The sequence below is a fragment of the Selenomonas sp. oral taxon 920 genome (assembly GCF_001717585.1).
GTDB lineage: Bacteria > Bacillota > Negativicutes > Selenomonadales > Selenomonadaceae > Centipeda.
In genome coordinates, this window is record NZ_CP017042.1 from 1995632 (window position 1) to 2017417 (window position 21786).

Sequence of the window (21786 nt, forward strand, 5' to 3'; positions counted from 1 at the left end):
TCTCCTGTTCTCTCCTAAAACATGCTCTAAAACTCTCTGCGGCCGATAAAGTCTGCCGCCATCAGGCAGGTCTCACGAATCTTCTCATCGAGCGCTTCCGGCAGAGCATTCTTGGCGCGCTCCAAATAGGAATCCGCCTGTGCTTGTGCATAGTCAAGTCCGTCCGTCGTACGGACGACAGCAAGCGCACGTGCAACCTCATCCTCCGTCATCCGCGGATTCGTAATCAGCGCCGTGAGCTCCGCACGCTTCTCTGCATCGAGCACCGCGAGTGCACGGATGACAGGCAGGGTTACAAACCCCTGCGCGAGATCATGCCCCGCCGGTTTGCCGATATCCTCCGAGGTCTGCCGATAGTCGAGCAGATCATCCGTGATCTGGAACGCCATGCCGATGGCGTGCCCATAGAGCGCCATGCGCTCCGTATCTGCCGCACGCATGCCGCCGATCGCACCGCCGAGCTCACAGCAGATCTCGAGAAAGTCCGCCGTCTTCTTACGAATACGTTCGTAGTACGCATCCTCACTCGCAGGCACCTGATAGGCCGTGTGATCCTGAAGAATCTCACCCTCACTCAGCGTGCAGACGAGCTGTGCGAGCTTGACGTAGACCGAGGAATCATACCCCGCCTCCGCAACGAGCTTGAACGCGCGGGCAAACAGGAAATCACCGCTCAAAATAGCAATCTGATTGCCCCATTTTGCATTTGTCGTCGCCGCGCCGCGCCGCGTATCTGCCTCGTCAATGACATCGTCATGTACGAGAGATGCTGTGTGAATGAGCTCGAGGGCGATCGCCACCGGCATTGCACGCGCACGGTCAAACGCCGTTCCCCCGCGTGCCACCAACAGGAAAAGGGCGGGGCGCAAGCGCTTGCCGCCCGAGGAGATGAGATGTTCTCCAATATCCGTAATGAGCGCCGTTTCAGAGGCAACGGCCTCCGCAAGCGCCGTCTCGAATTCCTCAAGATCCGCCTGTATGACATCAAAAATGTCGTTCTTCAACGTCGTATCACCTACATCGGGCGCAAAATGAATGCCGCCAACTTTCTTCTATCAACGTATAAACCTCCACACATTCTATCATATTGCGCCAAGACCGTCAAAATTATTTCAACAGCCTGCACTCATGGGGGTGATTATCTCTGCTGCAGAATCAGGGCGCTGCCGACCGCACGCTCTGAACCATCCGATGGAGAATTCAATACTGTTCCATGTACATAAAGTGCCGAAGAGCCGCCGCCGTCGAGATTAATTGCATTCTGTACGCCGAATTTCACGAGCAGCTCCGCGAATTCCGTCAGTGTCAGCCCGTGGCTGTGTGACTGCCGCCCATCCACCACGACAAAGACGACCTTGCCCGCCCGCGTCACGCCGACGGCACTGCGCGGCGCACGTCCATAGCGGATGTCGCCAGGAAACTGCTCCTCGCCCGCCGTCACATGCACGGCACCGTTTTCGACGAGGCGAGGTCCCGCTCCGACAATCTGCACAGCGCGATCCCACATACTTCCCGTTTGCTCCGTGAGCACGGTCGGATCACCCAGACGCACCCCCGCCCCTGCAAACGCATCCATCGAGGAGCCGTGGACAGAGACGACGTAGCCATCCGAGGGAATCGGCGAATCGTTCGTATTGATCTCCGCCACACGCCCTTCACGGATCACGTATTCCAATCCGTAGGGATTTGTTCCGGTCGATCTGCCGTAAGCGCGGTTGTAGATGACGAGCCCATTCTCGCCGCGCTCGGCATTAACTCCTGAGACGGGGAGCGTCACCTGATCAATCTTCACCATGCCGTTGTAGGAAACCGTACCAAATACGAAGGAGCCGTCCGGCATGACACCGAACGCGCTGCGGTCATAGTAAGTCGTCCCGACGATCGTACCGTCGATCTTTGTCACACCGAGGATCTCACCATTCAATGCAAAGTAGGACGCGTTGATCGCCGCCGCCGCATTCGTATCGCGTGCAATGCCGCTGACCGTCTGCCGACCGGGGATGATGCCGCGCGCAAGCGCCGGGCGAACGCTGTAGCGCGTCGGGTCCGCCTCGACGAAGTACGCAGACACCTGCCCGTCTTCGTCCTTATAGATGTAAGTACGCTGCAGCAATCCCGCAGCGACCTGCTCCTCACGCAGAATCGGGAACGTCTGCTTTTCCTGTTCCGTAGGCGAAGGCGCATCGCCCGTCGGCTTTGCCGGCCGCATAGGCGGCGTGGCGGGAACAATCTGCTTGGGCGATTCTTTCCCGGACGCAGGCGTAATATCGAGGAACACGCGGGTGGGATTCATCAGGTTGCCAAGCGAATATCCCATGCCCTTCGCCATTGTGACGGTTACATAAAAATGCCCCCTGCGTGCGGCGTAGGAAACGGCATCAATACGCTTCGTGCGTACAGCAGTACGATGAAATGCAGTTTCGTCCGTATCCGCAAAGTCAAGAGTCAGCTCGCGTCCGTCCTCGGACAGGCTGACATGATAGACGGGCATCTCCGTGAAATCAAACACCAGCCGATCACGTTCCGCCGTGCTCGACGTGCGCAGATCAGTCAGTCCCGCTGCAAATGCATAGGAAGACATGGTCAGCAGAAGGGCTGCCCCAGTCACGAGAATTTTCTTCAAAATACGCATAAATACTCCAAACTAAGCATTTTATCGGTGCAATAGAAAAGGGGACGCTGCACGGGCAGCTTCCCCTTATAAAACTCCGTTGTCTCTTCTCTCAGCGTTTGTTGATGGTCAACTGCTTGTACATCATGTCCGCGATACCAATGCCGCCGCCCTTCGCCACGGAATTCATCAGTTCAGTATCGCGCATATCCTCGAAGATCTTGATGGCATTCGACTTCTTTCCAAAGAGCTCCGTCTCGGGCACCGTTGCACGCATCTGCTTATACATCATGCTCAGAAACATTGCCTCGAAGCCTTCGCATGCCTCATGCAGGTTCTTGGCCTCCCGTTCCGCATCCGTCATCGGATTCCTTGGCACATAGCCCGCAGTTTCCGCCGCAGGACGCGTCTCCGCCTTGCGCTGAAGCTCATCGAGCGTCGCCTGAAAGGATTTGCTCTCGGCGCTCATCCGCGCAGCATCATAGGAGGTCTGCGCGGCGCCGCCCAAGAGAGAATTATCGCTGATTGGCTGGATCGTCATACGTTGCCTCCCACTGCTTACACAATGTCGAGTTCGGCATGCAGAGCACCCGCTGCCTTCATCGCCTGCAAAATCGAAATCGTATCGCGCGGACTTGCGCCCACCGTATTCAGTGCGCCCACAATATCGCTGATGTTCGTCGTCGCCGGCAGGACAATCGTGCTGCCCTTCGAATCCTTCACTTCGACATCGGGATTATCCGTCACCACGGTATTGCCGTAGCTAAACGGTGCGGGCTGTGACACATCCGGATTCTCCTGAATGCGGATTGTAAGACCGCCCTGCGTGATCGCAACGGCATCGACAGAAACGTCTCCGCCCATGACGATCGTCCCGGTGCGTTCGTTCACAACGACACGCGCCATGTTGTCGGGGCGAACCGGCAAATCCTCAATCGAGGCGACAAAACCGACCACGTTGCCGCGGAAATACGAAGGAACCGCCACATCGACACGGCCGGGATTGCTCGCCTGTGCAATGCTGCCGTACTGTGCATTGATGGCACCCGCAACACGCGCTGCCGTCGTGAAATCAGGTCGTGCAAGCGAGAGCGAGATCTGCCCGTTCGAGCCGATGCCGTCGTCCTCCACGGTACGCTCGACAATACCGCCGTTCACGGCAATGCCGACCGTCGGGAACGCCTTTGTTGTACTGCTTCCGCCGCTCCCCGCCGTAAATCCGCCCGTAGAGACACCGCCCTGTGCCACGACATAGACCTCGCCGTTGCCCGCGCGCAGCGGCGTCTGAAGCAGCGTACCGCCGCGCAGACTCTTCGCATCGCCGATCGACGATACCGTCACATCGACGGTATCCCCTTCCCGCACGAAAGGCGGCAGCGTCGCCGTCACCATAACCGCCGCGACGTTCTTGAGTTTGATCGAACTGCTGTTGACCGTGATTCCATAGCTCGTGAGCATATTCGCAATGGACTGCACCGTCTCGCCAGAGCTCGATCCGTCGCCCGTGCCGTCAAGGCCGACCACGAGGCCGTAGCCCATGAGCTGGTTGGAGCGCACGCCCTGTACTTTGGAGATATCCTTGATCCGCGTCACGGCGGAGTCTGCCGCCGCGATGCCCGGCTGTGTACCGATCACAAGCCCAAGGAGGAGCAGAAGGATGCCAATTTTCTTCATAGAAAGCGCCTCCTGTCAGAACAGAATGTTGAAGATCTGTGTAAGAATGCCCTGCCGCTGCTTCGCGTTCAGAGGTCCCTTGCCGTCAAAGCGCACAGTGGCGTCCGCCACGCGCGTCGAGAGGATCGTATTAGCGCTCGAGATATCCTCGGGACGGCAGGTGCCGCGGAAGACGATCTTGTGCTCGTTGCGGTTCTGCCAGATGGACTGCGTCCCTTCCAGGACGAAGTTGCCGTTTGGCAGAACATCGATGACCGTAACTGTAACATTGCCTGCAACGCGGTTCGAGGAGGAGGCAGAGCCCTTCGCACTGAACTTGTCCGACCCGCTTGCGGAAGCCGCCTGCAGGAAGTCGAATATTCCAAGCCCCGCACCGATGTTCACCGAGCCGCTCTTCTCATTCGCAGAGCTGCGCGTCGCCGACGTGGTCGTCGTCTCACTGATCACGATGGTGACAATATCCCCGATCCCCGTCGCACGGTGATCGGCAAACAGGTTCTTCGGCGGGTGTCCGTTCGGATTGTTCCACAGGGATTCTGCCGAGACGGTGGGGGCAAGAGACGCTGTGCACAGAGCAGCCGCCAGAACCCCTGCAAGCCATTTTTGTTTACGCATATCGAACTCCTTATGGAAAATTTTCACCATCAAATCCTTTATCCGATGATCTGCACGGTTGCAGCGTCGATCACCCTGCCGCGCAGAATCTTGCCGGAGCGCACGTTGCGCACACGGATCTCATAGCCGATGCGCCCGCTCTCAATCGCCACGCCCTCTGCACGAACGACAATACCATTCGCGTCAAGGACAAGTTCCACAGAGTTGCCCGCCCGTACGACAAGCGGCATCGCCAAGACCGCGGGTGTGATGATGCTGTCCTTGCGGATGTAGCGTCCTGCAACGCGTCCGTTCAGACGCGCAAAATCCGTGACCGTCACCTCGGGCAGGGTATCCACCGCCCGTTCCTCCACACGCGCATTCGCGGGGGTGATCGTGTCCTCCGCACGGATGTCCGTCATTGCTACAAGTACGCGGTCATAGACCGTCAGCCGATAGTAGCTCGTCGCACGCCGATAAAGCGCACCGTCCACATAGACGGCAAAGACTGTCGGGAACTCGCGTCCATACGGCAGCCCGCGCGGGAACTCGACAACTGCAGTTACCTCCCCGGCCGGCAGGTGCATGGTTGATGCCGCACGCTGAAGGTACAGCTCATGCCGCCGTGTCTCGCCGATTTCGCCCAATTTTTCCGCAATCTTCTGCTCGGCGAGTGCCGAGAGCTGTGCGGAGGAGAGAACCGTTGGGAAGCGATCGCCCTGTGCGGGATTGTACGGAGCAGCAAAAGTCGTCGCCGTCCACAGAAAAGCGAATAAGCCACTCCATAGGCATAGAATGGCTGTAATCGTACATCTTTGATCGATCAACGCTTGAGCGAGTTTGCAATCTCGAGCATCGAATCCGATGTCGTGATCGCCTTGGAGTTGGACTCATATGCGCGCTGGGAGACGATCATCTCGACCATTTCCTCAACGATCTGCACATTGCTCATCTCGAGCGTACCCTGCGTAAGGGTGCCGGCACCATCCACACCCGGATTCGACTCGATCGCCTCACCCGAGGCATCGGATACGACGAAGAGGTTCTTGCCAATGGCGGTGAGACCTGCCGGATTCACAAAACGTGCGAGCGTAATCTGCCCCGCCTCCTGCTGCTGCGTCTGCCCTGCCTCACGGTAGGAGACGCGGCCGTCGCCGGAGATCGTGATGGAGTCCGACGGCGCGTTCTGACCGATCGTAATACCGTCGGCGAGCAGATAGCCGTCCGACGTCACCATGCGGCGGTCGCTGTCGAGCTTCCACGTGCCGTCCCGTGTGTATGCCGTTGAACCATCCGGCATCGTGACACGGAAGAAGCCCTCGCCCTGAATGCCGATGTCGGTTGGATTGTCCGTTGTCTGGAGTGCGCCCTGCGTAAAGACACGCTGCGTCGCCGCAACACGCGTACCGAGACCGATCTGAAGCGCCGTCGGGTACTGTGAATCCGCGCCGTTCTGCGCTCCCGCCTCGCGGAGCGTCTGATAGACAAGATCCTGGAACTCTGCACGCACTTTCTTGCCGCCATAGGTATTGACGTTTGCGATGTTGTGCGCAACGATGTCCATGTGAACCTGCTGCGCCTTCATGCCGGACGCCGCAGACCAGAGTGCTCGCATCATAGTCGATATCCCCCTCCAAGGAAGTTTTTATGTCTACATCTTTATATCGGATGAACGTCTCTATTTCTTAAATCATTTTAACTCGTACGTCCGACATCATTGACCGCCTTGTCGAGCAGGCTGTCCTGTGTCTGCACTGCCTTCGAGCCCGCTTCATAGACACGGTAGTTGTTGATGAGCTCGACCATCTCCGTGACAACGCTTGTATTCGACATCTCGAGCATGCCCTGCTCGATAACGCCCGTCGCCTGCTGCGGCCGTGCGCCCTCCTGCGGGCGGTAGAGGTTATCCCCCTGCTTGATGACCGCATTCGGTGCGTCGAACTGGACAAAGCCAAGCTGCGCGATCTCTGCGCCGTTCGCATAGATGCGCCCATCGCTCGAGACATTCACGTGTACGGCGTTCTCCGGAATCGTGATCGGACGGCCCTGCGCTGAGAGCACCGCCTGTCCGCGCACGTTCTGCAGCTGCCCGTTGCTCGATCGGTAGAAGCTGCCGTCGCGCGTGTAACGAGGCCCCTGCGGTGTGTCGACGACGAAGTAGCCCTCGCCGGAGATCGCAAAGTCGTATGTGTTCCCCGTTGTCTGCAGCGCGCCCTGCAGGTGATCCGTTGCGATCTCATCCACGGCAGAACCAAGGCCGAGCGTACCGACCACGGGCGCGCCCATACCGATGCGGAACCCCTTGAAGCTCGTCACATCCGTGTCTGCCGACTGATCGTTGATGCGGCGAAGCAGCATCGGCTCGAACTCACGAATCGCCATGTCGTCGCGCTTAAAGCCCGTCGTCGACGCGTTGGCGAGGTTGTTCGCAATCATGTCCGTATGCTTGGTCTCCGTGATCATCCCCGAAGCCGCGATATAGAGTCCTCTCCACATAGTTCATCCCTCTTTTTCCGAAAACCGTTGTCTTATATAATTTCGCTGTAAGATTTATTTTTCCTCTATTTTTTTCGTCCAAAACTTGTATTCGTTGCTTTGCCGTCGAATTTGTCAAAGATATCAAGCGCCTTGCCGCAGCCGAGCGCCACGCAGGTCATCGGTTCATCCGCCACGAGTGTCGGTGTGCCTGTCTCACGCTGAATCAGTTCCGCCATGCCGTAGAGCAGTGCGCCGCCGCCCGTCAGGACAATGCCGCGGTCCATGATATCCGCCGCAAGTTCCGGCGGCGTTTCCTCGAGCACCTTCTTCACGCAGTCGACAATGCGCATGACTGAGCCCTCAATGGCTGCGGATGCCTGCGCCGTGGAGATTATGATGTTCTTCGGCAATCCTGTGAGCAGGTCGCGTCCGCGTATGTCCATCTGTTCGCGCCGTGCTGACGTATATGCCGCGCCGACGCGCAGCTTGACTTCCTCCGCCGTGCGCTCTCCGATGAGCAGATTGAACTCGCGCTTGACGTAGTTGATCAAATCTTCGTCAAAGGAATCGCCCGCAACACGAATGCTTTCACTCGTCACAACACCGCCAAGACTGATGACGGCGACATCCGTCGTACCGCCGCCGATATCGACAACCATCGAACCCTGTGCCTCGACAATGTCAAGCCCCGCCCCCATCGCCGCCGCAAGCGGCTCCTCGATGAGCTGAATGTGCCGCGCGCCCGCCTGTTCGGCAGCCTCCTGTACGGCACGCTGCTCCACCATCGTCACACCCGACGGGATGCAGATCATGATGCGCGGGCGGAAGACGATGCTGCGCCCGACCACCTTTTCGATGAAAAAGCGCAGCATGCTCTCCGTAATGTCATAGTCGGCGATGACACCGTCGCGCAGCGGCCGGATCGCAACGATGTTTCCGGGCGTACGCCCGATCATCTGCCGCGCCTCCTCACCGATCGCGAGCACCTGATTCGTATCGCGGTTCACCGCGACTACAGCGGGTTCCCGGAGAACAACCCCCTTCCCCTTGACATAGACGAGCACATTCGCCGTACCAAGGTCGATTCCTATATCCATTGACATACCGAACATCTACGGCAATCCTCCTATGCTGTCACAATCAGTCGTCTTGGGCGCTCTCGTTCTCCTCCGCCTGCTGCGGTGCCGCAGGAATGAGCTTCGCGCGGATCTCCTCAAGATTTTTTTCCAGCGAAGTCCGATACTCCGTCTGAAACTCTTCACTGTCCCACTCGGATTGTTTTCCGTAGAGAAGGATGGCGTCGAGATACCGCAGAACCATTTCTGAGACGTAGGATTTTGCAACCTCATTCGCGGTCAGATAGACCTCTTTCGTCTGCAGTTCGAAGGCAATGCGGTCAATGTAGTGCTCACCCTCGATGAGATAGGCAAGCGAACGCAGACGGAGCGTAAGTTCCCTTGCAGTTACGGCATCCTTTGTATGTGCGGAGCGATCCGCGGCAATCTTTTCGAAAAGTGCCCATGCTTCGTCGCAGAGATGCCCGACCGCGTCGAGCATCTGATCGCGTGCGCGCTTCTTGCGCCATAGCACATCGCGCACCGACGGTTTTTTCTGTGCTGCCATGCCCTTCCTCCCATTTGACATACATTCCCTATTTAGTTCTTCCATTATAAGATGTTCGTCCCGTATCGTCAATCTATAATTATGCGCACGATCACAGACGCCTTGCATTTCGATGTCCATTCAAGGTAAAATAAAGGAAGGTTTTTGAAATGAAGGGGAATCCTATGGCAGAAATTTTAAAAGAGGGGCCGCGTCTGCGCCTGCGCCGTGCAGAGCCTGCAGATATCGACTATATCTGCGCACTGCAGGAGGCAAAGGAGAACAGCGACTACATTGTCCCGTTCTCACGCGCAGATCACGAGACCATCGTCACACAGGCACAGGCAGCAATGGATCTCATTGTCGAGGAGCACGGCGGGGAACGCGTCGGCTATCTCCATGTCACAGGTCTGCTGCTTGAGACAAAGGAACAGGAGTGGACGCACGTCATCATCGGCAAGAAAGGACTCGGTTACGGACACGAGGCGATGAAGCTGCTGAAGGCATGGGCGTTCGAGGATATGGGCGCACATCGCGCATGGCTCGACTGCAAGGACTACAACGCACGTGCGCTCCACCTCTACGAGAGCGAGGGCATGGTGCGCGAGGCGCTCATCCGTGAGACGATCCTGCATCGCGGGGTCTACGAAAATCTTGTTGTGCTCGGCATCCTCGATCGCGAATACCGTGCGCGCAAGCGAAACGGGTTGGAATTATAGGAAGGTGACATCATGCAAAACAGTGGAATCAAGCGCGTCTTTCTCGTCGTACTCGACAGCTTCGGCTGCGGCGCAGCCCCCGATGCGGCGGAGTTCGGCGATGATGCGACGTGCAGCACGCTCCGCTCTGTTTCGCAGAGCGGACTCTTTCCCGCAGCGAATCTGACACGGCTCGGACTCTACAATATCGACGGTGCTGCGTGCGGTACACCGTCCGCTGCCCCCATCGGTGCACATGCACGTCTGCGCGAGCTCTCGCGCGGCAAGGATACGACCATCGGGCACTGGGAGATGGCGGGCATTGTGCGCAATGAGCCGCTGCCGACCTACCCCGACGGCTTTCCTCGCGAGGTGACTGCAGCGCTCGAGACAGCATTCGGACGCAAGATTCTCTGCAACAAGCCGTACTCCGGCACAGCGGTCATCCATGACTACGGACGTGAGCACGAGGAGACGGGCGCACTCATCGTCTACACCTCCGCCGACAGCGTGCTGCAGATCGCGGCGCATGAAAAGCACGTTCCCGTGGACACGCTTTACGACTACTGTCGTCAGGCACGCGCGATCATGCAGGGTGTGCACGGGGTCGGACGCATCATCGCGCGCCCCTTTGTCGGCACGTACCCGAACTATGAGCGCACGCCGCACCGCCATGATTTCTCCCTCGATCCGACGGGCGATACCGTGCTCGACGCACTAAGCCGTGCGGGGCGTGATGTGATCGGTGTCGGCAAGATCTCCGACATCTTCGGCGGACGCGGGCTCACGCGCTCGCTCGGCGCAAACGAGTCGAATGCGGACGGCATGGCAAAGACCACGGCACTCCTTGCAGAGGATTTCACGGGGCTTGCGTTCATCAACCTCGTCGACGGCGACATGATCTACGGGCACCGCCGCGACATTCCTGGCTATGCACGTGCCATGCAGGAATTCGACGACTGGCTTGCGGGTTTTCTCCCCGCCATGCGTGAAGGCGACGTACTGATGATTACGGCGGATCACGGCTGCGACCCGGGTGCAGAGGGCACGGATCACACGCGCGAGTACGTTCCGCTGCTCGTCTATGGGAAAAAAATTGCACCTGTGAATCTCGGAACCTACCCGACCTTCGCGATGCTCGGCGCAACGATTGCGGACATCTTTGACGCGCATCTTACGACAAAGGGCGAAAGTTTCCTTCCGCGCGTACTCAGATAGGAGCCTCCCTATGAATATATGCGATATCATCACGAAGAAAAAACGCGGCGGCACACTCACGCGCACAGAGATCGCCTGCCGGGCAGGCGGCTATATCGGCGGCACGATCCTCGACGATCAGACCGCGGAGCTCCTCATGGCAAGCTGTCTGCGCGGCATGACAATCGCAGAGGCACCCGCCCCTATGAAACGGATCTATGGGGCACACAGATACGGAGGGATGACATGAACGATCGTGAACTCGTCGCACGCGCTGCAGAATTCCGCAGCCGTGCCTACGCCCCCTACTCCGGCTTCGCCGTCGGTGCAGCTCTCCTCGCACGGAGCGGGAAGATCTACGGCGGCGTCAACGTGGAGAACGCCTCTTATTCCGTCGGCATCTGTGCTGAACGCGCGGCAATCGCCGCCGCCGTCACAGCGGGGGAACGCGAATTCGAGGCGCTTGCCGTCATCGCTGACAGCCCTGCGCCATGCGCGCCCTGCGGCATGTGCCGTCAGGTGCTCGTGGAGTTCCCGATCGCACGCGTCATCCTTGCCAACACGGCGGGCGACCTGCGCGTCCTCACCCCCGCCGAACTGCTGCCGCACGCCTTCGGCGCGGCAGCGCTGCCTTGATCTATTGCGATAGGAGATACCCCATGAAGATCCTCATTGTTGATGACTCACGCCTCGTTCGAATCAAGCTCAAGGCAGAACTCTCTGACCGCGGACATACAACCATCGAGGCACGGGACGGAGAAGAGGCGCTGCGGCGCATCGCGGACAAAGCGCCCGATGCGGTCTTTCTCGACATCATCCTTCCGAAGCTCGACGGCTGCAGCGTCCTGCGGAGTCTGCGCAGAACACATCCGCGCCTCCCCGTCGTCATGCTCTCGACAGCTGCTACGGAGGAAAACATTGCGTACGCCAACGAGTACGGCGCTCTTATGTTCATCCAGAAGCCCTATTCCGATCACGAGATCACAGCAGCGCTCGCCAAAATACGGCAGTGCGTGGAGGGACAATGAACGCATTCCATCAAAGCTACACGGATGCATTCCTCTCAGGAATCGCCGACTATGCGCACATAACGGCCGCGATGGGTACGGAGGCGGAAGAAGAGTTCTACATTACTCTGTCGCAGCGGCTCGACATAGGCAGCAATCCGCTCATTGTCGCACTTGCCGCCTCCGTGGATGCATTCTATGCACTCGCGAGCGGCTACAGCGGTGTCTCGCTCGACGGTATGGAGGAGCTTGCTGTCGACGCTGTCAGTGAATTCTTCAACGTCGTCAACGGACACTTCTCCTCCCGCATGCGTGAGGACGGTATTGCCGTCTCCATCATCGACCCGCCGCGCCACTACCACGGAGCGGCAGCACCGAACACTGCGGTGTTTTCATATTTCATCACAAGCCCGGCCGGCGGTATGCGCCTCATGGCAGCACAGGAAGAGTTCCTCCCGGCACAGGCGCATTGAATTGTCTTTGGAAAGGAGCCCCACTTGACCATATTCTCACACACACTCAACTTCGACAACCTCGTCGATCTCCTCCTCGTCCCTGCGAGCATCGTCCTCGCCGCCCTCACGGTGGGCATCATCGCCGACCGCCTCATCCGCCGCTACATCGATCACCATCTTGCGGTCGAAGAGAGCACGTGGAAGTACGTCTTCATCCGTTCCATGCAGGGCGTTCCCATCTTCTTCAGCTTCATCATCGGTCTTTACTGGGCGATCGACGCCGTGGAGATCTCGCCGACACTCACAAAGCTGCTCTCGTACCTCCTCTTTACAAGCAACGTCTTCTCCATCACGCGCGTCCTCGCACGCACCGTCGACGGTGTCGTCACCATGTACTTCGAACGCTCGGGCAGGAATCTGCCCAAGACGACCCTGCTCAACAACATCCTTATCGGCGTCATCTACGCCATGGGGCTGCTCGTTATCCTCCAGTACTACGGCATCTCCATCGCTCCGATCCTGACAGCAGCGGGCGTCGGCGGCATGGCAGTCGCTCTTGCCCTGCAGGAGATGCTTGCCAACATCTTTTCCGGACTCCACCTCATCCTGTCCAAGCAGCTGCGCATCGGCGACTACATCCGCCTCGGCTCGGGCGAGGAGGGGCGCGTCACGGACATCACATGGCGCTTTACCGCCATCATCCCGCTCGGTGCGGGCAACACCGTCGTCATTCCGAACAAGACCATCGCGGGCGCGAACATCACGAATTTCAGCCTGCCCACGCTGAACATCAACATCAGCGTCCCTGTCGGCGTCGCGTATGACAGCGACCTCGCCACTGTCGAGCGCGTCACCATCGAGACGGCGAAGGAAGTGCTCGCACGCGTGGACGACAATCCGAACGCAGAGCCGCTCGTGCGCTACACGGACTTCGGCGACTCCTCCATCAACTTCAACGTCATCCTGCCGTCGAGCATGTTCGACAACCAGGGCATCATCAAGCATGAGTTCATCAAGGCACTCACCGACCGCTACCGTACCGAGGGCATCGATATCCCCTATCCCATCCGGACCATCATTCAGGAAAATGCAGAAGCAGCGGAAAACAATCCACAGGGTACTGCTTCATAAACGCACATAGAAGCTTGTACCTGTCTTCATTTATCCACAAATCCCACAGGTTCCCCCTAGGGAAACTGTGGATAACTCTATGCCGATATCCATGCCCGCCGCGCCTTTTTTTATCGGCATTTCGACGAAAATCATCCCGATTTCCAAAAAATCCCTGTTGATAAGTCTGTGGGCAAACAACTAGATATAGATTTCCTATTGACGAGCACCCACTAGATGTTGTATAATCCTCACGAACCGGCGATGCGTCGCCGCAGAGAAAAACCGCGCTGCAAACAGGCGCGAAAAAGGAGAATGCAGCATGATTGTCAACGATATCAACGTCACCGTAAACGGCCTCTCGGATATTACCCCGCACGAGGTAGAAAATTACATTGCATACATCGAGGGTCAGACCCATGAGAAGCTCGACCGCCTCTCCATCACGGGTACGGATGACGGCCGCGTCACGCTCGGCTACGAGATGCGTCAGCCGAAGTTTGAGCGCGTTCGCCGCATCACGGGCTACCTGGTCGGCACCACGGATCGTTGGAACAACGCCAAGCAGGCCGAGGAGCACGAACGTGTCAAGCACGGACTCCACTGAGATCCACATCTCGGGGATCGCAAGCGATTCCATTGTGGATGGCGAGGGCATCCGTTTGACAGTCTTTACACAGGGCTGTCCGCGCCGCTGTCCGGGCTGTCATAATCCGGACACACAGCCCCTCGTCGGAGGGCGCATGACGACCGTCGGCGCGGTACTCGCACAGCTCGATGCCAACCCACTTCTCACAGGGCTCACCCTCAGCGGCGGTGAGCCCTTCCTGCAGCCCGCAGCACTGCTCCCGCTTGCACGCGGAGCACACGCGCGCGGCCTCGACGTATGGAGCTACACAGGCTACACCCTCGAGGAGCTGCGCGCACAGGAGAATCCCGCCGTAAATGCCCTGCTCGATGAGCTCGACGTTCTCGTCGACGGTGACTACCGCGCAGAGGAACGTGATCTCACCCTTCATTTCCGCGGCTCGCGCAATCAGCGTGTCATCGACCTCGCCGCGACGCGCGCCACCGGCACACTCACACTCTTGTACGCAGACGAATAGACAAATCCCCCCACACAGGCAAAGCATTTTTCTTGTGTGGGGGATTTTGTTAGAAAATCTTGGCATATGGATAAAAAAATGGTATGATTCAGATGAGGAAGATGTTGTTGGGAGGAATCAACTATGGCAGCAAAGACGACACGAGCAGAAAAGGTAAAGGGGACAAAGGAGCTTGCCCTGAACATCGACGCAACCGTCGAGATCGGCATGCTCGAGATCTCTGCGACACAGGCGCTGCGGGTCTCCATTATCCGCTCACGCGGGCGCCGTTACACCGCCGTCACCCCATTCTATCGGAAGCGGGCTCAGGATCGTTGGAAACCCAAGGCCTCCGTCTGGATACCGGTGGAGCACACGGGGGAGATCGCAGACTTCTTAGCGCGTGCCAATAAGAAAATCCACGAAGACGAACAGTAACGTACGAGAGGCTGCAGCACGGAGTAAAACCTTGTGCTGCAGCCTCTATTTATGTCCTGCCTCACAAACAACGCAGGCTTTTTCATTATGGAAAAATCGCAAGCAGGAGTCCGCCCGCCGCGATCATGGCGATTGCGATGCCATGCAGAAAACTGACTTTTTCGTCGAAGAGCAAGACGGCAATCGCAACGGCGAAGACAACACTCAGCTTATCGATCGGAGCGACCTGCGTGACCGTCCCCTCCTTGAGTGCCATAAAGTAGAAGAGCCACGAGAGCGCACCTGCGATGCCGCTGAGTGCGACGAAGAGCAGCGCCTTCCTGTCGGCAAACACCTGCGGCAGGTCAGCGGTATGCCCTTCTGCGATAACCACACCCACAAGAAACACAGCCATAATCGCAGCGCGCACCGCCGTCGCTGCGCTGCTGTCAAGCCCTGTGAGTCCCGCCTTGCCGAAGATGGATACGAACGCCGCACACAGCGCCGAGAGCAGCGCATAGATGAGCCATGCACTCATTGCCATCCCTCCTGAATTTTAGTATAGCATTGTTTGCCCGCTGTCACAAACGCATCTTTCAAAATCTGCAGCCATCGTGTAAAATAGGAAGCTATAGGAGGGAGCGAAATGATACGACAAGCAACGGTGCAGGACATTCCCGAGATCCTGCGCATCTACGAGGCAGCACGTGCCTTTATGCGGCGCTCGGGCAACGTGACGCAGTGGAGCGGAGGCTATCCGCCGGAGGATATCATACGCGCAGACATCACGAAAAATATACTCTGGGTGATGGAAAACGAGACGGGACATCTCTATGCCGTCTTTGCCCTCGTCCCCGGTGAGGATCCAAGTTATGCCAAGATTGACGGGGCATGGCGCGACTCCTCGCCCTATGCGGCAATGCACCGCGCGGCAAGCGATGGGACGGAGCACGGAGTCTTTCGCGCCATGCTGGACTTCGCGCGCACACGATACAATCATCTGCGCGTCGACACCCACGCGGACAACCACCCCATGCAGCACGGCTTTCTCACGAACGGTTTCGTGTACTGCGGCATCGTCCGCGTCTGGGACGGCACACCGCGCCGCGCCTACGAATGGAGCATGTGAGCATACGCGATTACACATTTAGGAGAGCACATCTATGTCAACGATCTTTTATCCGAGCTGCAAAGTTCAGGCGGACTTTCCCGCCGAGAGCGCGGCGGTACGCCGCTATCTTGAGGAGCAACACGGTGTGCAGACCGCAGGCTGCTGCCGCCCGCACCACCCGAAGCTGACGCCGGAGGATCACGCAATCGTCCTATGCAACAACTGCGCGAACATCGTCGAGGAGAGCTCCCGCGCGGGCGCATTCACCTACGTCTGGGAGTTGATCGATCGGGACGCGGATTTCCCCTTCCCCGACTACGGCGGCGAGCGCATGACCGTGCAGGACTGCTGGGCGGCGGTGGAGCGGCGCGGTATGCAGGAGGCGATCCGCTCCCTCCTGCGCAAGATGAACGTGACGATCGTCGAGCAGGAGGAGAATTTCGACAAGACCCGCTTCCACGGACACGCTCTGCTCGCGCCCTGCTTTCCCGGCAACGCGAAGCTTATCCCGCGCCGCTACGAGAACGGCAGCTCTCCCATGTTCACCCCCATGACGGAGGAGGAGCAGCATGCCTACTTTCAGCGGCACGCACAGAAGCTGCCGACGGAGAAGGCCGTCTGCTCGTGCAAATACTGCCGCGACGGCATCGACGCGTGCGGCAAGACAGGCGTCCACATCCTCCAGCTGCTCTTTCCGATAAAGGAATCTCTGATAAAATGAAGTCCGTCGTATTGGTGCAGATTTTTTGTCCTGTCAAGGAGACAAACCGGACGCATAGCCGTCCGCTATGTGGAGGATTTGTCGACACAGACAGGGCGAAAAAGATGTGCTAAGACGGCGGTGCTGAATTTGTCAGTGCTTCCTTAAGACAGGAGAATCCATATGATCGAATGCGTGACCGTCGGCGATATGATCCCGACCAATTCCTACTTCTACATTGACGACGAGACAAAACACGGCTTCCTCATCGACGCGGGCGCAGAGGGCGCACGTCTTGCTGCCCATGCCGAGGCGCACGGCTGGACAATCGAGCGGCTGCTGCTCACGCACTGTCATTTCGACCACATCGGCGGCGCGGAGGAGTTCTCCACGCGTACAGGCGCACCCATCTATGCCGCCGAGGACAGCCCGCGCTACTACAGCGACCCAAACTGGAATCTCTCGCTCTGGGGCGGCGGCAAGGTTACGCTCACGGATGTAACGACGTTTGCCGATCGGGAAATCATCGCACTCGCTGCAAATCCCACATGTACGCTCGAGGTGCGCTGCACACCGGGGCATACAACGGACTCCTGCATCTTCTACAGCGCACGGGACGGCGTGGCATTTGTCGGCGACACAATCTTCTGCGCGAGCGTCGGCCGCACGGACTTCCCGGGCGGCGATGAGCAGACGCTCTGGGACAGCATTGCACGCGAGGTCTTTGCCCTGCCGCACGAGACCGTCCTCTACTCTGGGCACACGGAGCCAACCACCGTGGGCGCGGAGATGGCACGTTACCGCCGATGAACTACGCAGAGTTCATGGCATTGCTCTCCAAGGGCGAGCTGCCGCACGTCTTTCTGCTCGCAGGTGAGGAAAGCTACTACACGCGGCGCGCGGAGGAGGCGATCCTGCGTCGCCTCCTGCCGGGCCACGAGGATCGCGCCGACGCACTCATCCGCTACGAGGAGATGCCGCCCATCGATGCACTGATGGAGTCGCTCGAAACAGCGCCGTTCTTCACGGACAAGATCGTCGTCCTTGTGCGCGATGCAGCGATCTTTCGCGCAGCGAAAAAAAAGGACGAGGACACAGATCCCCCCACATCAAAGGATATGGCGACGGATGCACTGATTGACCGCCTCACTGATCTCCTCCCGACCACCTATGTCATCTTTACCCTCGACGCGAAGCCTGACAAGCGGCGCAAGCTCTACCAGACCGTCGAAAAATACGGGCGCGTCCTGGAGAGTGAACCTGTACGCCCGTGGACGGTGGAGAACTGGCTCAACGGACGGCTGCGCGAGATGGGGCGCTCCATGCACCCGAAGGCACGCACATTTTTCCTGAATGTGGTCGGCATTATGCCAACGATTTCGCTTGAGTTCCTCGACCGCCAGCTGGAAAAGCTGACGCTCTACACAGACAATCCCCAGTTCACAGAGGACGATCTGCGTGCGGCGTTCTCGGAGATGCCCGAGGTGTCCGTATTCGCGCTGATGGATGCCGTGAGTGCACGCGATGTCAGGCAGGCACTCGACCTCCTCGCACGCTGTCGTGCGGACGGCGTACACTTCACCGTCCTGCTCGCCCTCCTCGTGCGCCACGTCCGACAGCTTTGGCAGGCAAAGCGTCTGCTGATGAGCGGCACGCCGCCGAAGGGGCTCGGCAAGATCATGGGGCTTCACCCCTTCATCGCCGAAAAACTTGGGGGACACGCAAAGGAGTTCTCCGAGACAACACTCGAACGCGCCGTACTCTCCCTCGCCGACGCGGACTATCTGCTGAAAACGGGGCAGGCAGGAGATGAATTGTTGGAGGATGCCTTGATACGGCTGTGCCGAAAATAGCCTTACAATGATATAGAGAAGATGTTATATTATAAACGTAGTAGGCAACTACACTTGCTGCGACAGAGATAACGTTTCTCTGGTCGACACACTTCCTTTCCGTGTTAGAGGCGGCAACGAAAGGAACATGAAAAGAGAGGCAACTGCGCCGTGCAGTGCCTCTCTTTTCGTTTATCTCAAGTATCCCGTATACTCCCCCACGCGCAGGATCTTCTCCGCACAGGCAATCTCCTCCGCCGTCGGTGCGGGCGTGTCCCCGAGCCGATACGGCAGGCGCAGCTCCTCATACTTGTGGAGTGCCATCGCGTGATAGGGCAGCACCTCCACGCGGTCGACCGTCTTTAGCCCTGCGATAAAGTCCGAAAGACGGTGAAGATCATCCGCCCCCGTCGTCCATCCCGGCACGAGCACATGGCGAATCCACATCCGTTTGCCGCGCTCCGAAAGGAACTGAGCCAGTGCAAGCGCACTCTCATTCGATACACCCGTGAGTGCCCTGTGCACTTCATCGTCAATCTGCTTCAGATCCAGCAGGAACAAGTCGGTAAGCGGCAGGAGATTTTCAAACACGCTAAAAAACGGTTCGTCATAGGTGAACGGCTCGCCCGCCGTGTCAATGACGGTGTTCACGCCCTTTGCCTTTGCCAGGCGGAACAGCTCCGTCACAAATTCGAGTTGGAGCAGCGGCTCACCGCCGCTCACCGTGATGCCGCCCTTCTGCTTCCAGTACGGGCGGTACCGCCACGCCTGCCGAAAAATTTCCTCCGCCGTCGCCTCATAACCGCCCTCCCGCTCCCATGTCTCGGGGTTGTGGCAGTACTGACAGCGATAGCGGCAGCCCTGCACAAAGACGATGAAGCGGATGCCGGGGCCGTCGACCGAGCCGAAGCTCTCTGTCGCGCTGATTCTGCCTTTACATATGCTCATGGAAGGTACGCGCGATCACATCCTCCTGCTGTTCGCGCGTCAGGCTGATGAACTTGACCGCGTAGCCCGAGACGCGGATGGTGAAGTTCGCATAGGCGGGATCCTCGGGGTGCTCCATGATATGCTCGAGAGTCTCGCGCCCGAATACATTCACGTTCAGATGGTGCGCACCCTGATCGAAATAGCCGTCCATCGCACTTACGAGATTCTGCACGCGCTCGTCCTCATTGTGGCCGAGCGAGGCAGGAGTCATGCTCTGCGTGTTCGAGATGCCGTCGAGTGCCCAGTGGTACGGCAGCTTTGCAACGGAGTTGAGCGAGGCGAGCAGCCCGCAGCACTCCGCGCCATAGCTCGGATTTGCGCCCGGCGCGAGCGGTGTCCACGCCTTGCGCCCATCAGGCATTGCACCCGTGTACTTGCCGTAGACGACGTTCGACGTGATCGTGAGAATCGAGGTCGTCGGCTCCGAGTGACGGTAGGTGTGGCGCGCCTTGATCTTCGAGAGGAAGGTTTTGAGCACCCATTTCGCAATCTCATCCGCACGGTCGTCATCGTTGCCGTAGCGCGGGAAATCGCCCTCGACCTCGTAGTCCACGACGATGCGGTCGTTGTAGATCGGCTTCACCTTCGCATACTTGATCGCGCACAGCGAGTCTACGACGTGCGAGAAGCCCGCAATGCCCGTTGCGAACGTGCGGCGCACGTCCGTGTCGATGAGTGCCATCTCCGCCGCTTCGTAGTAGTATTTATCGTGCATATACTGGATGATGTTCAGCGCGTTGACGTAGACGTGCGCGAGCCAGTCCATCATGCGCTCATACTTCGTAATGACGTTGTCGTATTCGAGGTATTCCGTGCGGATCGGACGGTAGGCAGGGCCGACCTGCGCACCGCTCTTTTCGTCCATGCCGCCGTTGATCGCGTAGAGGAGACACTTCGCGAGGTTTGCACGCGCACCGAAGAACTGCATCTCCTTACCCGTCTGCGTCGCGGAAACGCAGCAGCAGATCGAGTAGTCGTCCCCCCACTCGGGCTTCATTACATCGTCGTTCTCGTACTGGATCGAGCTTGTACGGATAGAAATGCGCGCCGCGTAGTCCTTAAACTTCCCCGGCAGCTTCGAAGAATAAAGCACGGTGAGGTTCGGCTCGGGAGAGGGTCCCATGTTCTCAAGCGTATGGAGGAAACGGAAGTCATTCTTTGTGACCATGTGGCGGCCGTCCATGCCGATGCCCGCCATTTCAAGCGTTGCCCAGATCGGGTCACCCGAGAACAGCTCGTTGTAGGACGTGATGCGCGCGAACTTCACCATGCGGAACTTCAGCACGATATGGTCGATCAGCTCCTGCGCCTCCTCCTCGGAGAGGATGCCGCGTGCGAGGTCACGCTGGATGTAGATGTCGAGGAAGGTCGAGATGCGCCCGACACTCATCGCCGCGCCGTTCTGCGTCTTAATCGCCGCGAGGTAGCCAAAGTACAGCCACTGCACCGCCTCGCGTGCATTCTTTGCCGGTGCGGAGATGTCAAAGCCATAGATCTGCGCCATCTCCTTCATGCCCTTCAGCGCACGAATCTGCTCCGCGACCTCCTCGCGCTGCTGAATGACATCGTTGCTCATGATGCCGTCGCCGTAGTTCAGCAGGTCGCCCTGCTTGAACGCAATGAGATGATCGATGCCGTAGAGTGCGACACGGCGGTAATCGCCCACGATGCGCCCGCGCCCGTATGTGTCGGGCAGCCCCGTGATGATGTGGCTGCGGCGTGCTGCGCGGATCTCGTCCGTGTACGCATCGAACACCGCCGCATTGTGCGTCTTGTGGTACTTCGTAAAGATCTCGTGGAGCTTCGGGCTGACCTTGTAGCCGTAGTTCTCGAGCGCCTCCTCCGCCATGCGAATACCGCCGTATGGCATGAACGCCTGCTTCAGCGGCTTGTCCGTCTGAAGCCCGACGACTTTCTCAAGATCCTTCATCGCGGGGTCGATGTAGCCGGGACCGTATGCCGTCAGCCCTGAGACAACCTCCGTCTCCATCTCGAGCACGCCGCCCTTTGCGCGCTCCTCCTTCTGAAGTTCCTGCACGCGTGCCCACAGACGGTTCGTCGCGTCCGTCGGCGGCGCAAGGAAGGACTCGTCGCCGTCGTACGGCGTATAGTTGCGCTGAATGAAGTCGCGGACATTGACCTCCTCCTGCCAGACGCCCCCTTCAAAACCGTCCCAGCTCTTGCTCTGCAGCATGGTATGCCTCCTGTTCTGCCGTAAAAAATGT

General features: G+C 58.5%; 27 protein-coding genes and 1 pseudogene. 15 read left to right on the plus strand and 13 right to left on the minus strand.

From position 1 onward, the window contains the following. Nucleotides 1-26 precede the first annotated feature (26 nt). The 10 genes from BCS37_RS09590 to BCS37_RS09635 form a co-directional block, all read right to left on the minus strand. Nucleotides 27-1004 (minus strand): polyprenyl synthetase family protein, encoded by a 978-nt coding sequence (locus tag BCS37_RS09590; RefSeq protein ID WP_069181221.1) that lies wholly within the window; start codon nucleotides 1002-1004, stop codon nucleotides 27-29. A gap of 134 nt (nucleotides 1005-1138) precedes the next feature. Continuing rightward, entirely contained in the window at nucleotides 1139-2632 is a 1494-nt protein-coding gene (locus BCS37_RS09595) for a phosphodiester glycosidase family protein (protein WP_069181222.1), read from the minus strand. A gap of 91 nt (nucleotides 2633-2723) precedes the next feature. Next, nucleotides 2724-3152 carry a rod-binding protein gene (locus BCS37_RS09600; RefSeq protein ID WP_069181223.1) on the minus strand — a complete coding sequence of 143 codons (429 nt, stop codon included), beginning with the start codon at nucleotides 3150-3152 and terminating at the stop codon, nucleotides 2724-2726. Nucleotides 3153-3169: 17 nt separating this feature from the next. Then, nucleotides 3170-4285 (minus strand): flagellar basal body P-ring protein FlgI, encoded by a 1116-nt coding sequence (locus BCS37_RS09605; protein WP_069181224.1) that lies wholly within the window; start codon nucleotides 4283-4285, stop codon nucleotides 3170-3172. Between the two features lie 15 nt (nucleotides 4286-4300). After that, nucleotides 4301-4900: a flagellar basal body L-ring protein FlgH gene (locus tag BCS37_RS09610; protein ID WP_069181585.1), complete on the minus strand. Its 600-nt coding sequence runs from the start codon at nucleotides 4898-4900 to the stop codon at nucleotides 4301-4303. Nucleotides 4901-4938: 38 nt separating this feature from the next. Beyond that, nucleotides 4939-5706 (minus strand): flagellar basal body P-ring formation chaperone FlgA, encoded by a 768-nt coding sequence (flgA, locus tag BCS37_RS09615; RefSeq protein WP_069181225.1) that lies wholly within the window; start codon nucleotides 5704-5706, stop codon nucleotides 4939-4941. Further along, nucleotides 5703-6497 (minus strand): flagellar basal-body rod protein FlgG, encoded by a 795-nt coding sequence (gene flgG / locus BCS37_RS09620; RefSeq protein WP_069181226.1) that lies wholly within the window; start codon nucleotides 6495-6497, stop codon nucleotides 5703-5705. Before flgG ends, flgA begins: the two co-directional genes overlap by 4 nt. A gap of 77 nt (nucleotides 6498-6574) precedes the next feature. Then, the gene (flgF, locus tag BCS37_RS09625; protein WP_069181227.1) at nucleotides 6575-7375 is read right to left on the minus strand and encodes a flagellar basal-body rod protein FlgF; all 801 of its coding nucleotides are present in this window, start codon (nucleotides 7373-7375) and stop codon (nucleotides 6575-6577) included. 65 nt (nucleotides 7376-7440) lie between these two features. Next, nucleotides 7441-8469, minus strand: coding sequence for a rod shape-determining protein (locus tag BCS37_RS09630; RefSeq protein WP_069181228.1), 1029 nt, complete (start codon nucleotides 8467-8469; stop codon nucleotides 7441-7443). 28 nt (nucleotides 8470-8497) lie between these two features. Continuing rightward, on the minus strand, nucleotides 8498-8980 hold the full coding sequence (locus BCS37_RS09635; RefSeq protein ID WP_069181229.1) for a hypothetical protein: 483 nt from the start codon (nucleotides 8978-8980) through the stop codon (nucleotides 8498-8500). Nucleotides 8981-9144: 164 nt separating this feature from the next. Between BCS37_RS09635 and BCS37_RS09640 the strand changes: the two genes are divergently transcribed. From BCS37_RS09640 to BCS37_RS09685, 10 genes are all read left to right on the plus strand, one after another. After that, nucleotides 9145-9678, plus strand: a complete 534-nt coding sequence (locus BCS37_RS09640; RefSeq protein ID WP_069181586.1) for a GNAT family N-acetyltransferase — start codon at nucleotides 9145-9147, stop codon at nucleotides 9676-9678. 12 nt (nucleotides 9679-9690) lie between these two features. Then, nucleotides 9691-10875: a phosphopentomutase gene (locus tag BCS37_RS09645; RefSeq protein WP_069181230.1), complete on the plus strand. Its 1185-nt coding sequence runs from the start codon at nucleotides 9691-9693 to the stop codon at nucleotides 10873-10875. 10 nt (nucleotides 10876-10885) lie between these two features. Next, complete coding sequence (locus BCS37_RS09650) at nucleotides 10886-11104, plus strand: hypothetical protein (RefSeq protein ID WP_069181231.1); 219 nt, start codon at nucleotides 10886-10888, stop codon at nucleotides 11102-11104. After that, complete coding sequence (locus BCS37_RS09655) at nucleotides 11101-11490, plus strand: cytidine deaminase (protein ID WP_069181232.1); 390 nt, start codon at nucleotides 11101-11103, stop codon at nucleotides 11488-11490. Before BCS37_RS09650 ends, BCS37_RS09655 begins: the two co-directional genes overlap by 4 nt. 23 nt (nucleotides 11491-11513) lie before the next feature. After that, entirely contained in the window at nucleotides 11514-11882 is a 369-nt protein-coding gene (locus BCS37_RS09660; RefSeq protein ID WP_069181233.1) for a response regulator, read from the plus strand. Beyond that, a complete protein-coding gene (locus BCS37_RS09665; RefSeq protein ID WP_069181234.1) occupies nucleotides 11879-12334 on the plus strand; it encodes a hypothetical protein in 456 nt (151 codons plus the stop codon). Before BCS37_RS09660 ends, BCS37_RS09665 begins: the two co-directional genes overlap by 4 nt. Nucleotides 12335-12358: 24 nt before the next feature. Further along, nucleotides 12359-13447, plus strand: a complete 1089-nt coding sequence (locus tag BCS37_RS09670; RefSeq protein WP_069181235.1) for a mechanosensitive ion channel family protein — start codon at nucleotides 12359-12361, stop codon at nucleotides 13445-13447. Between the two features lie 301 nt (nucleotides 13448-13748). Then, complete coding sequence (gene nrdD, locus BCS37_RS09675; protein WP_006304909.1) at nucleotides 13749-14033, plus strand: anaerobic ribonucleoside-triphosphate reductase; 285 nt, start codon at nucleotides 13749-13751, stop codon at nucleotides 14031-14033. Beyond that, entirely contained in the window at nucleotides 14011-14532 is a 522-nt protein-coding gene (gene nrdG / locus BCS37_RS09680) for an anaerobic ribonucleoside-triphosphate reductase activating protein (protein WP_069181236.1), read from the plus strand. The genes nrdD and nrdG overlap by 23 nt, the downstream gene beginning before the upstream one ends. A gap of 123 nt (nucleotides 14533-14655) precedes the next feature. Then, nucleotides 14656-14949 carry a hypothetical protein gene (locus tag BCS37_RS09685; RefSeq protein WP_069181237.1) on the plus strand — a complete coding sequence of 98 codons (294 nt, stop codon included), beginning with the start codon at nucleotides 14656-14658 and terminating at the stop codon, nucleotides 14947-14949. An 85-nt stretch (nucleotides 14950-15034) separates the two neighbouring features. Here the strand turns inward: BCS37_RS09685 and BCS37_RS09690 are convergent, their stop codons facing one another. Beyond that, nucleotides 15035-15466, minus strand: a complete 432-nt coding sequence (locus BCS37_RS09690; protein WP_069181238.1) for an EamA family transporter — start codon at nucleotides 15464-15466, stop codon at nucleotides 15035-15037. A 108-nt stretch (nucleotides 15467-15574) separates the two neighbouring features. Here BCS37_RS09690 and BCS37_RS09695 point away from each other — a divergent pair, with 108 nt between their 5' ends. From BCS37_RS09695 to holA, 5 genes and pseudogenes are all read left to right on the plus strand, one after another. Beyond that, nucleotides 15575-16057, plus strand: coding sequence for an acetyltransferase (locus tag BCS37_RS09695; RefSeq protein ID WP_069181239.1), 483 nt, complete (start codon nucleotides 15575-15577; stop codon nucleotides 16055-16057). 34 nt (nucleotides 16058-16091) lie between these two features. Beyond that, nucleotides 16092-16760, plus strand: a complete 669-nt coding sequence (locus BCS37_RS09700; RefSeq protein WP_069181240.1) for a hypothetical protein — start codon at nucleotides 16092-16094, stop codon at nucleotides 16758-16760. Then, nucleotides 16757-16907, plus strand: a pseudogene (locus BCS37_RS12280) (secretion protein HlyD). Before BCS37_RS09700 ends, BCS37_RS12280 begins: the two are co-directional and overlap by 4 nt. Nucleotides 16908-16922: 15 nt before the next feature. After that, the gene (locus BCS37_RS09705; protein ID WP_069181241.1) at nucleotides 16923-17549 is read left to right on the plus strand and encodes an MBL fold metallo-hydrolase; all 627 of its coding nucleotides are present in this window, start codon (nucleotides 16923-16925) and stop codon (nucleotides 17547-17549) included. After that, entirely contained in the window at nucleotides 17546-18592 is a 1047-nt protein-coding gene (gene holA / locus BCS37_RS09710) for a DNA polymerase III subunit delta (protein ID WP_069181242.1), read from the plus strand. The genes BCS37_RS09705 and holA overlap by 4 nt, the downstream gene beginning before the upstream one ends. Before the next feature lie 171 nt (nucleotides 18593-18763). Here the strand turns inward: holA and pflA are convergent, their stop codons facing one another. Further along, entirely contained in the window at nucleotides 18764-19519 is a 756-nt protein-coding gene (gene pflA, locus BCS37_RS09715) for a pyruvate formate-lyase-activating protein (RefSeq protein ID WP_069181243.1), read from the minus strand. After that, nucleotides 19506-21755, minus strand: coding sequence for a formate C-acetyltransferase (gene pflB, locus BCS37_RS09720; RefSeq protein ID WP_069181244.1), 2250 nt, complete (start codon nucleotides 21753-21755; stop codon nucleotides 19506-19508). The genes pflA and pflB overlap by 14 nt, the downstream gene beginning before the upstream one ends. Between the last annotated feature and the right edge of the window lie 31 nt (nucleotides 21756-21786).

Excerpts from the sequence above, each read along its gene's own strand:
- BCS37_RS09635 (WP_069181229.1), bottom strand. The coding sequence starts at position 8,980 with ATGGCAGCACAGAAAAAACCGTCGGTGCGCGATGTGCTATGGCGCAAG.
- BCS37_RS09660 (WP_069181233.1), top strand. The coding sequence starts at position 11,514 with ATGAAGATCCTCATTGTTGATGACTCACGCCTCGTTCGAATCAAGCTC.
- BCS37_RS09690 (WP_069181238.1), bottom strand. The coding sequence starts at position 15,466 with ATGAGTGCATGGCTCATCTATGCGCTGCTCTCGGCGCTGTGTGCGGCG.
- BCS37_RS09685 (WP_069181237.1), top strand. The coding sequence starts at position 14,656 with ATGGCAGCAAAGACGACACGAGCAGAAAAGGTAAAGGGGACAAAGGAG.
- holA (WP_069181242.1), top strand. The coding sequence starts at position 17,546 with ATGAACTACGCAGAGTTCATGGCATTGCTCTCCAAGGGCGAGCTGCCG.
- flgG (WP_069181226.1), bottom strand. The coding sequence starts at position 6,497 with ATGATGCGAGCACTCTGGTCTGCGGCGTCCGGCATGAAGGCGCAGCAG.
- BCS37_RS09605 (WP_069181224.1), bottom strand. The coding sequence starts at position 4,285 with ATGAAGAAAATTGGCATCCTTCTGCTCCTCCTTGGGCTTGTGATCGGT.
- pflB (WP_069181244.1), bottom strand. The coding sequence starts at position 21,755 with ATGCTGCAGAGCAAGAGCTGGGACGGTTTTGAAGGGGGCGTCTGGCAG.
- BCS37_RS09645 (WP_069181230.1), top strand. The coding sequence starts at position 9,691 with ATGCAAAACAGTGGAATCAAGCGCGTCTTTCTCGTCGTACTCGACAGC.
- BCS37_RS09705 (WP_069181241.1), top strand. The coding sequence starts at position 16,923 with ATGATCGAATGCGTGACCGTCGGCGATATGATCCCGACCAATTCCTAC.
- BCS37_RS09610 (WP_069181585.1), bottom strand. The coding sequence starts at position 4,900 with ATGCGTAAACAAAAATGGCTTGCAGGGGTTCTGGCGGCTGCTCTGTGC.
- BCS37_RS09595 (WP_069181222.1), bottom strand. The coding sequence starts at position 2,632 with ATGCGTATTTTGAAGAAAATTCTCGTGACTGGGGCAGCCCTTCTGCTG.
- BCS37_RS09695 (WP_069181239.1), top strand. The coding sequence starts at position 15,575 with ATGATACGACAAGCAACGGTGCAGGACATTCCCGAGATCCTGCGCATC.
- BCS37_RS09650 (WP_069181231.1), top strand. The coding sequence starts at position 10,886 with ATGAATATATGCGATATCATCACGAAGAAAAAACGCGGCGGCACACTC.
- BCS37_RS09600 (WP_069181223.1), bottom strand. The coding sequence starts at position 3,152 with ATGACGATCCAGCCAATCAGCGATAATTCTCTCTTGGGCGGCGCCGCG.
- BCS37_RS09700 (WP_069181240.1), top strand. The coding sequence starts at position 16,092 with ATGTCAACGATCTTTTATCCGAGCTGCAAAGTTCAGGCGGACTTTCCC.
- nrdD (WP_006304909.1), top strand. The coding sequence starts at position 13,749 with ATGATTGTCAACGATATCAACGTCACCGTAAACGGCCTCTCGGATATT.
- BCS37_RS09665 (WP_069181234.1), top strand. The coding sequence starts at position 11,879 with ATGAACGCATTCCATCAAAGCTACACGGATGCATTCCTCTCAGGAATC.
- BCS37_RS09630 (WP_069181228.1), bottom strand. The coding sequence starts at position 8,469 with ATGTTCGGTATGTCAATGGATATAGGAATCGACCTTGGTACGGCGAAT.
- pflA (WP_069181243.1), bottom strand. The coding sequence starts at position 19,519 with ATGAGCATATGTAAAGGCAGAATCAGCGCGACAGAGAGCTTCGGCTCG.
- flgF (WP_069181227.1), bottom strand. The coding sequence starts at position 7,375 with ATGTGGAGAGGACTCTATATCGCGGCTTCGGGGATGATCACGGAGACC.
- BCS37_RS09655 (WP_069181232.1), top strand. The coding sequence starts at position 11,101 with ATGAACGATCGTGAACTCGTCGCACGCGCTGCAGAATTCCGCAGCCGT.
- BCS37_RS09640 (WP_069181586.1), top strand. The coding sequence starts at position 9,145 with ATGGCAGAAATTTTAAAAGAGGGGCCGCGTCTGCGCCTGCGCCGTGCA.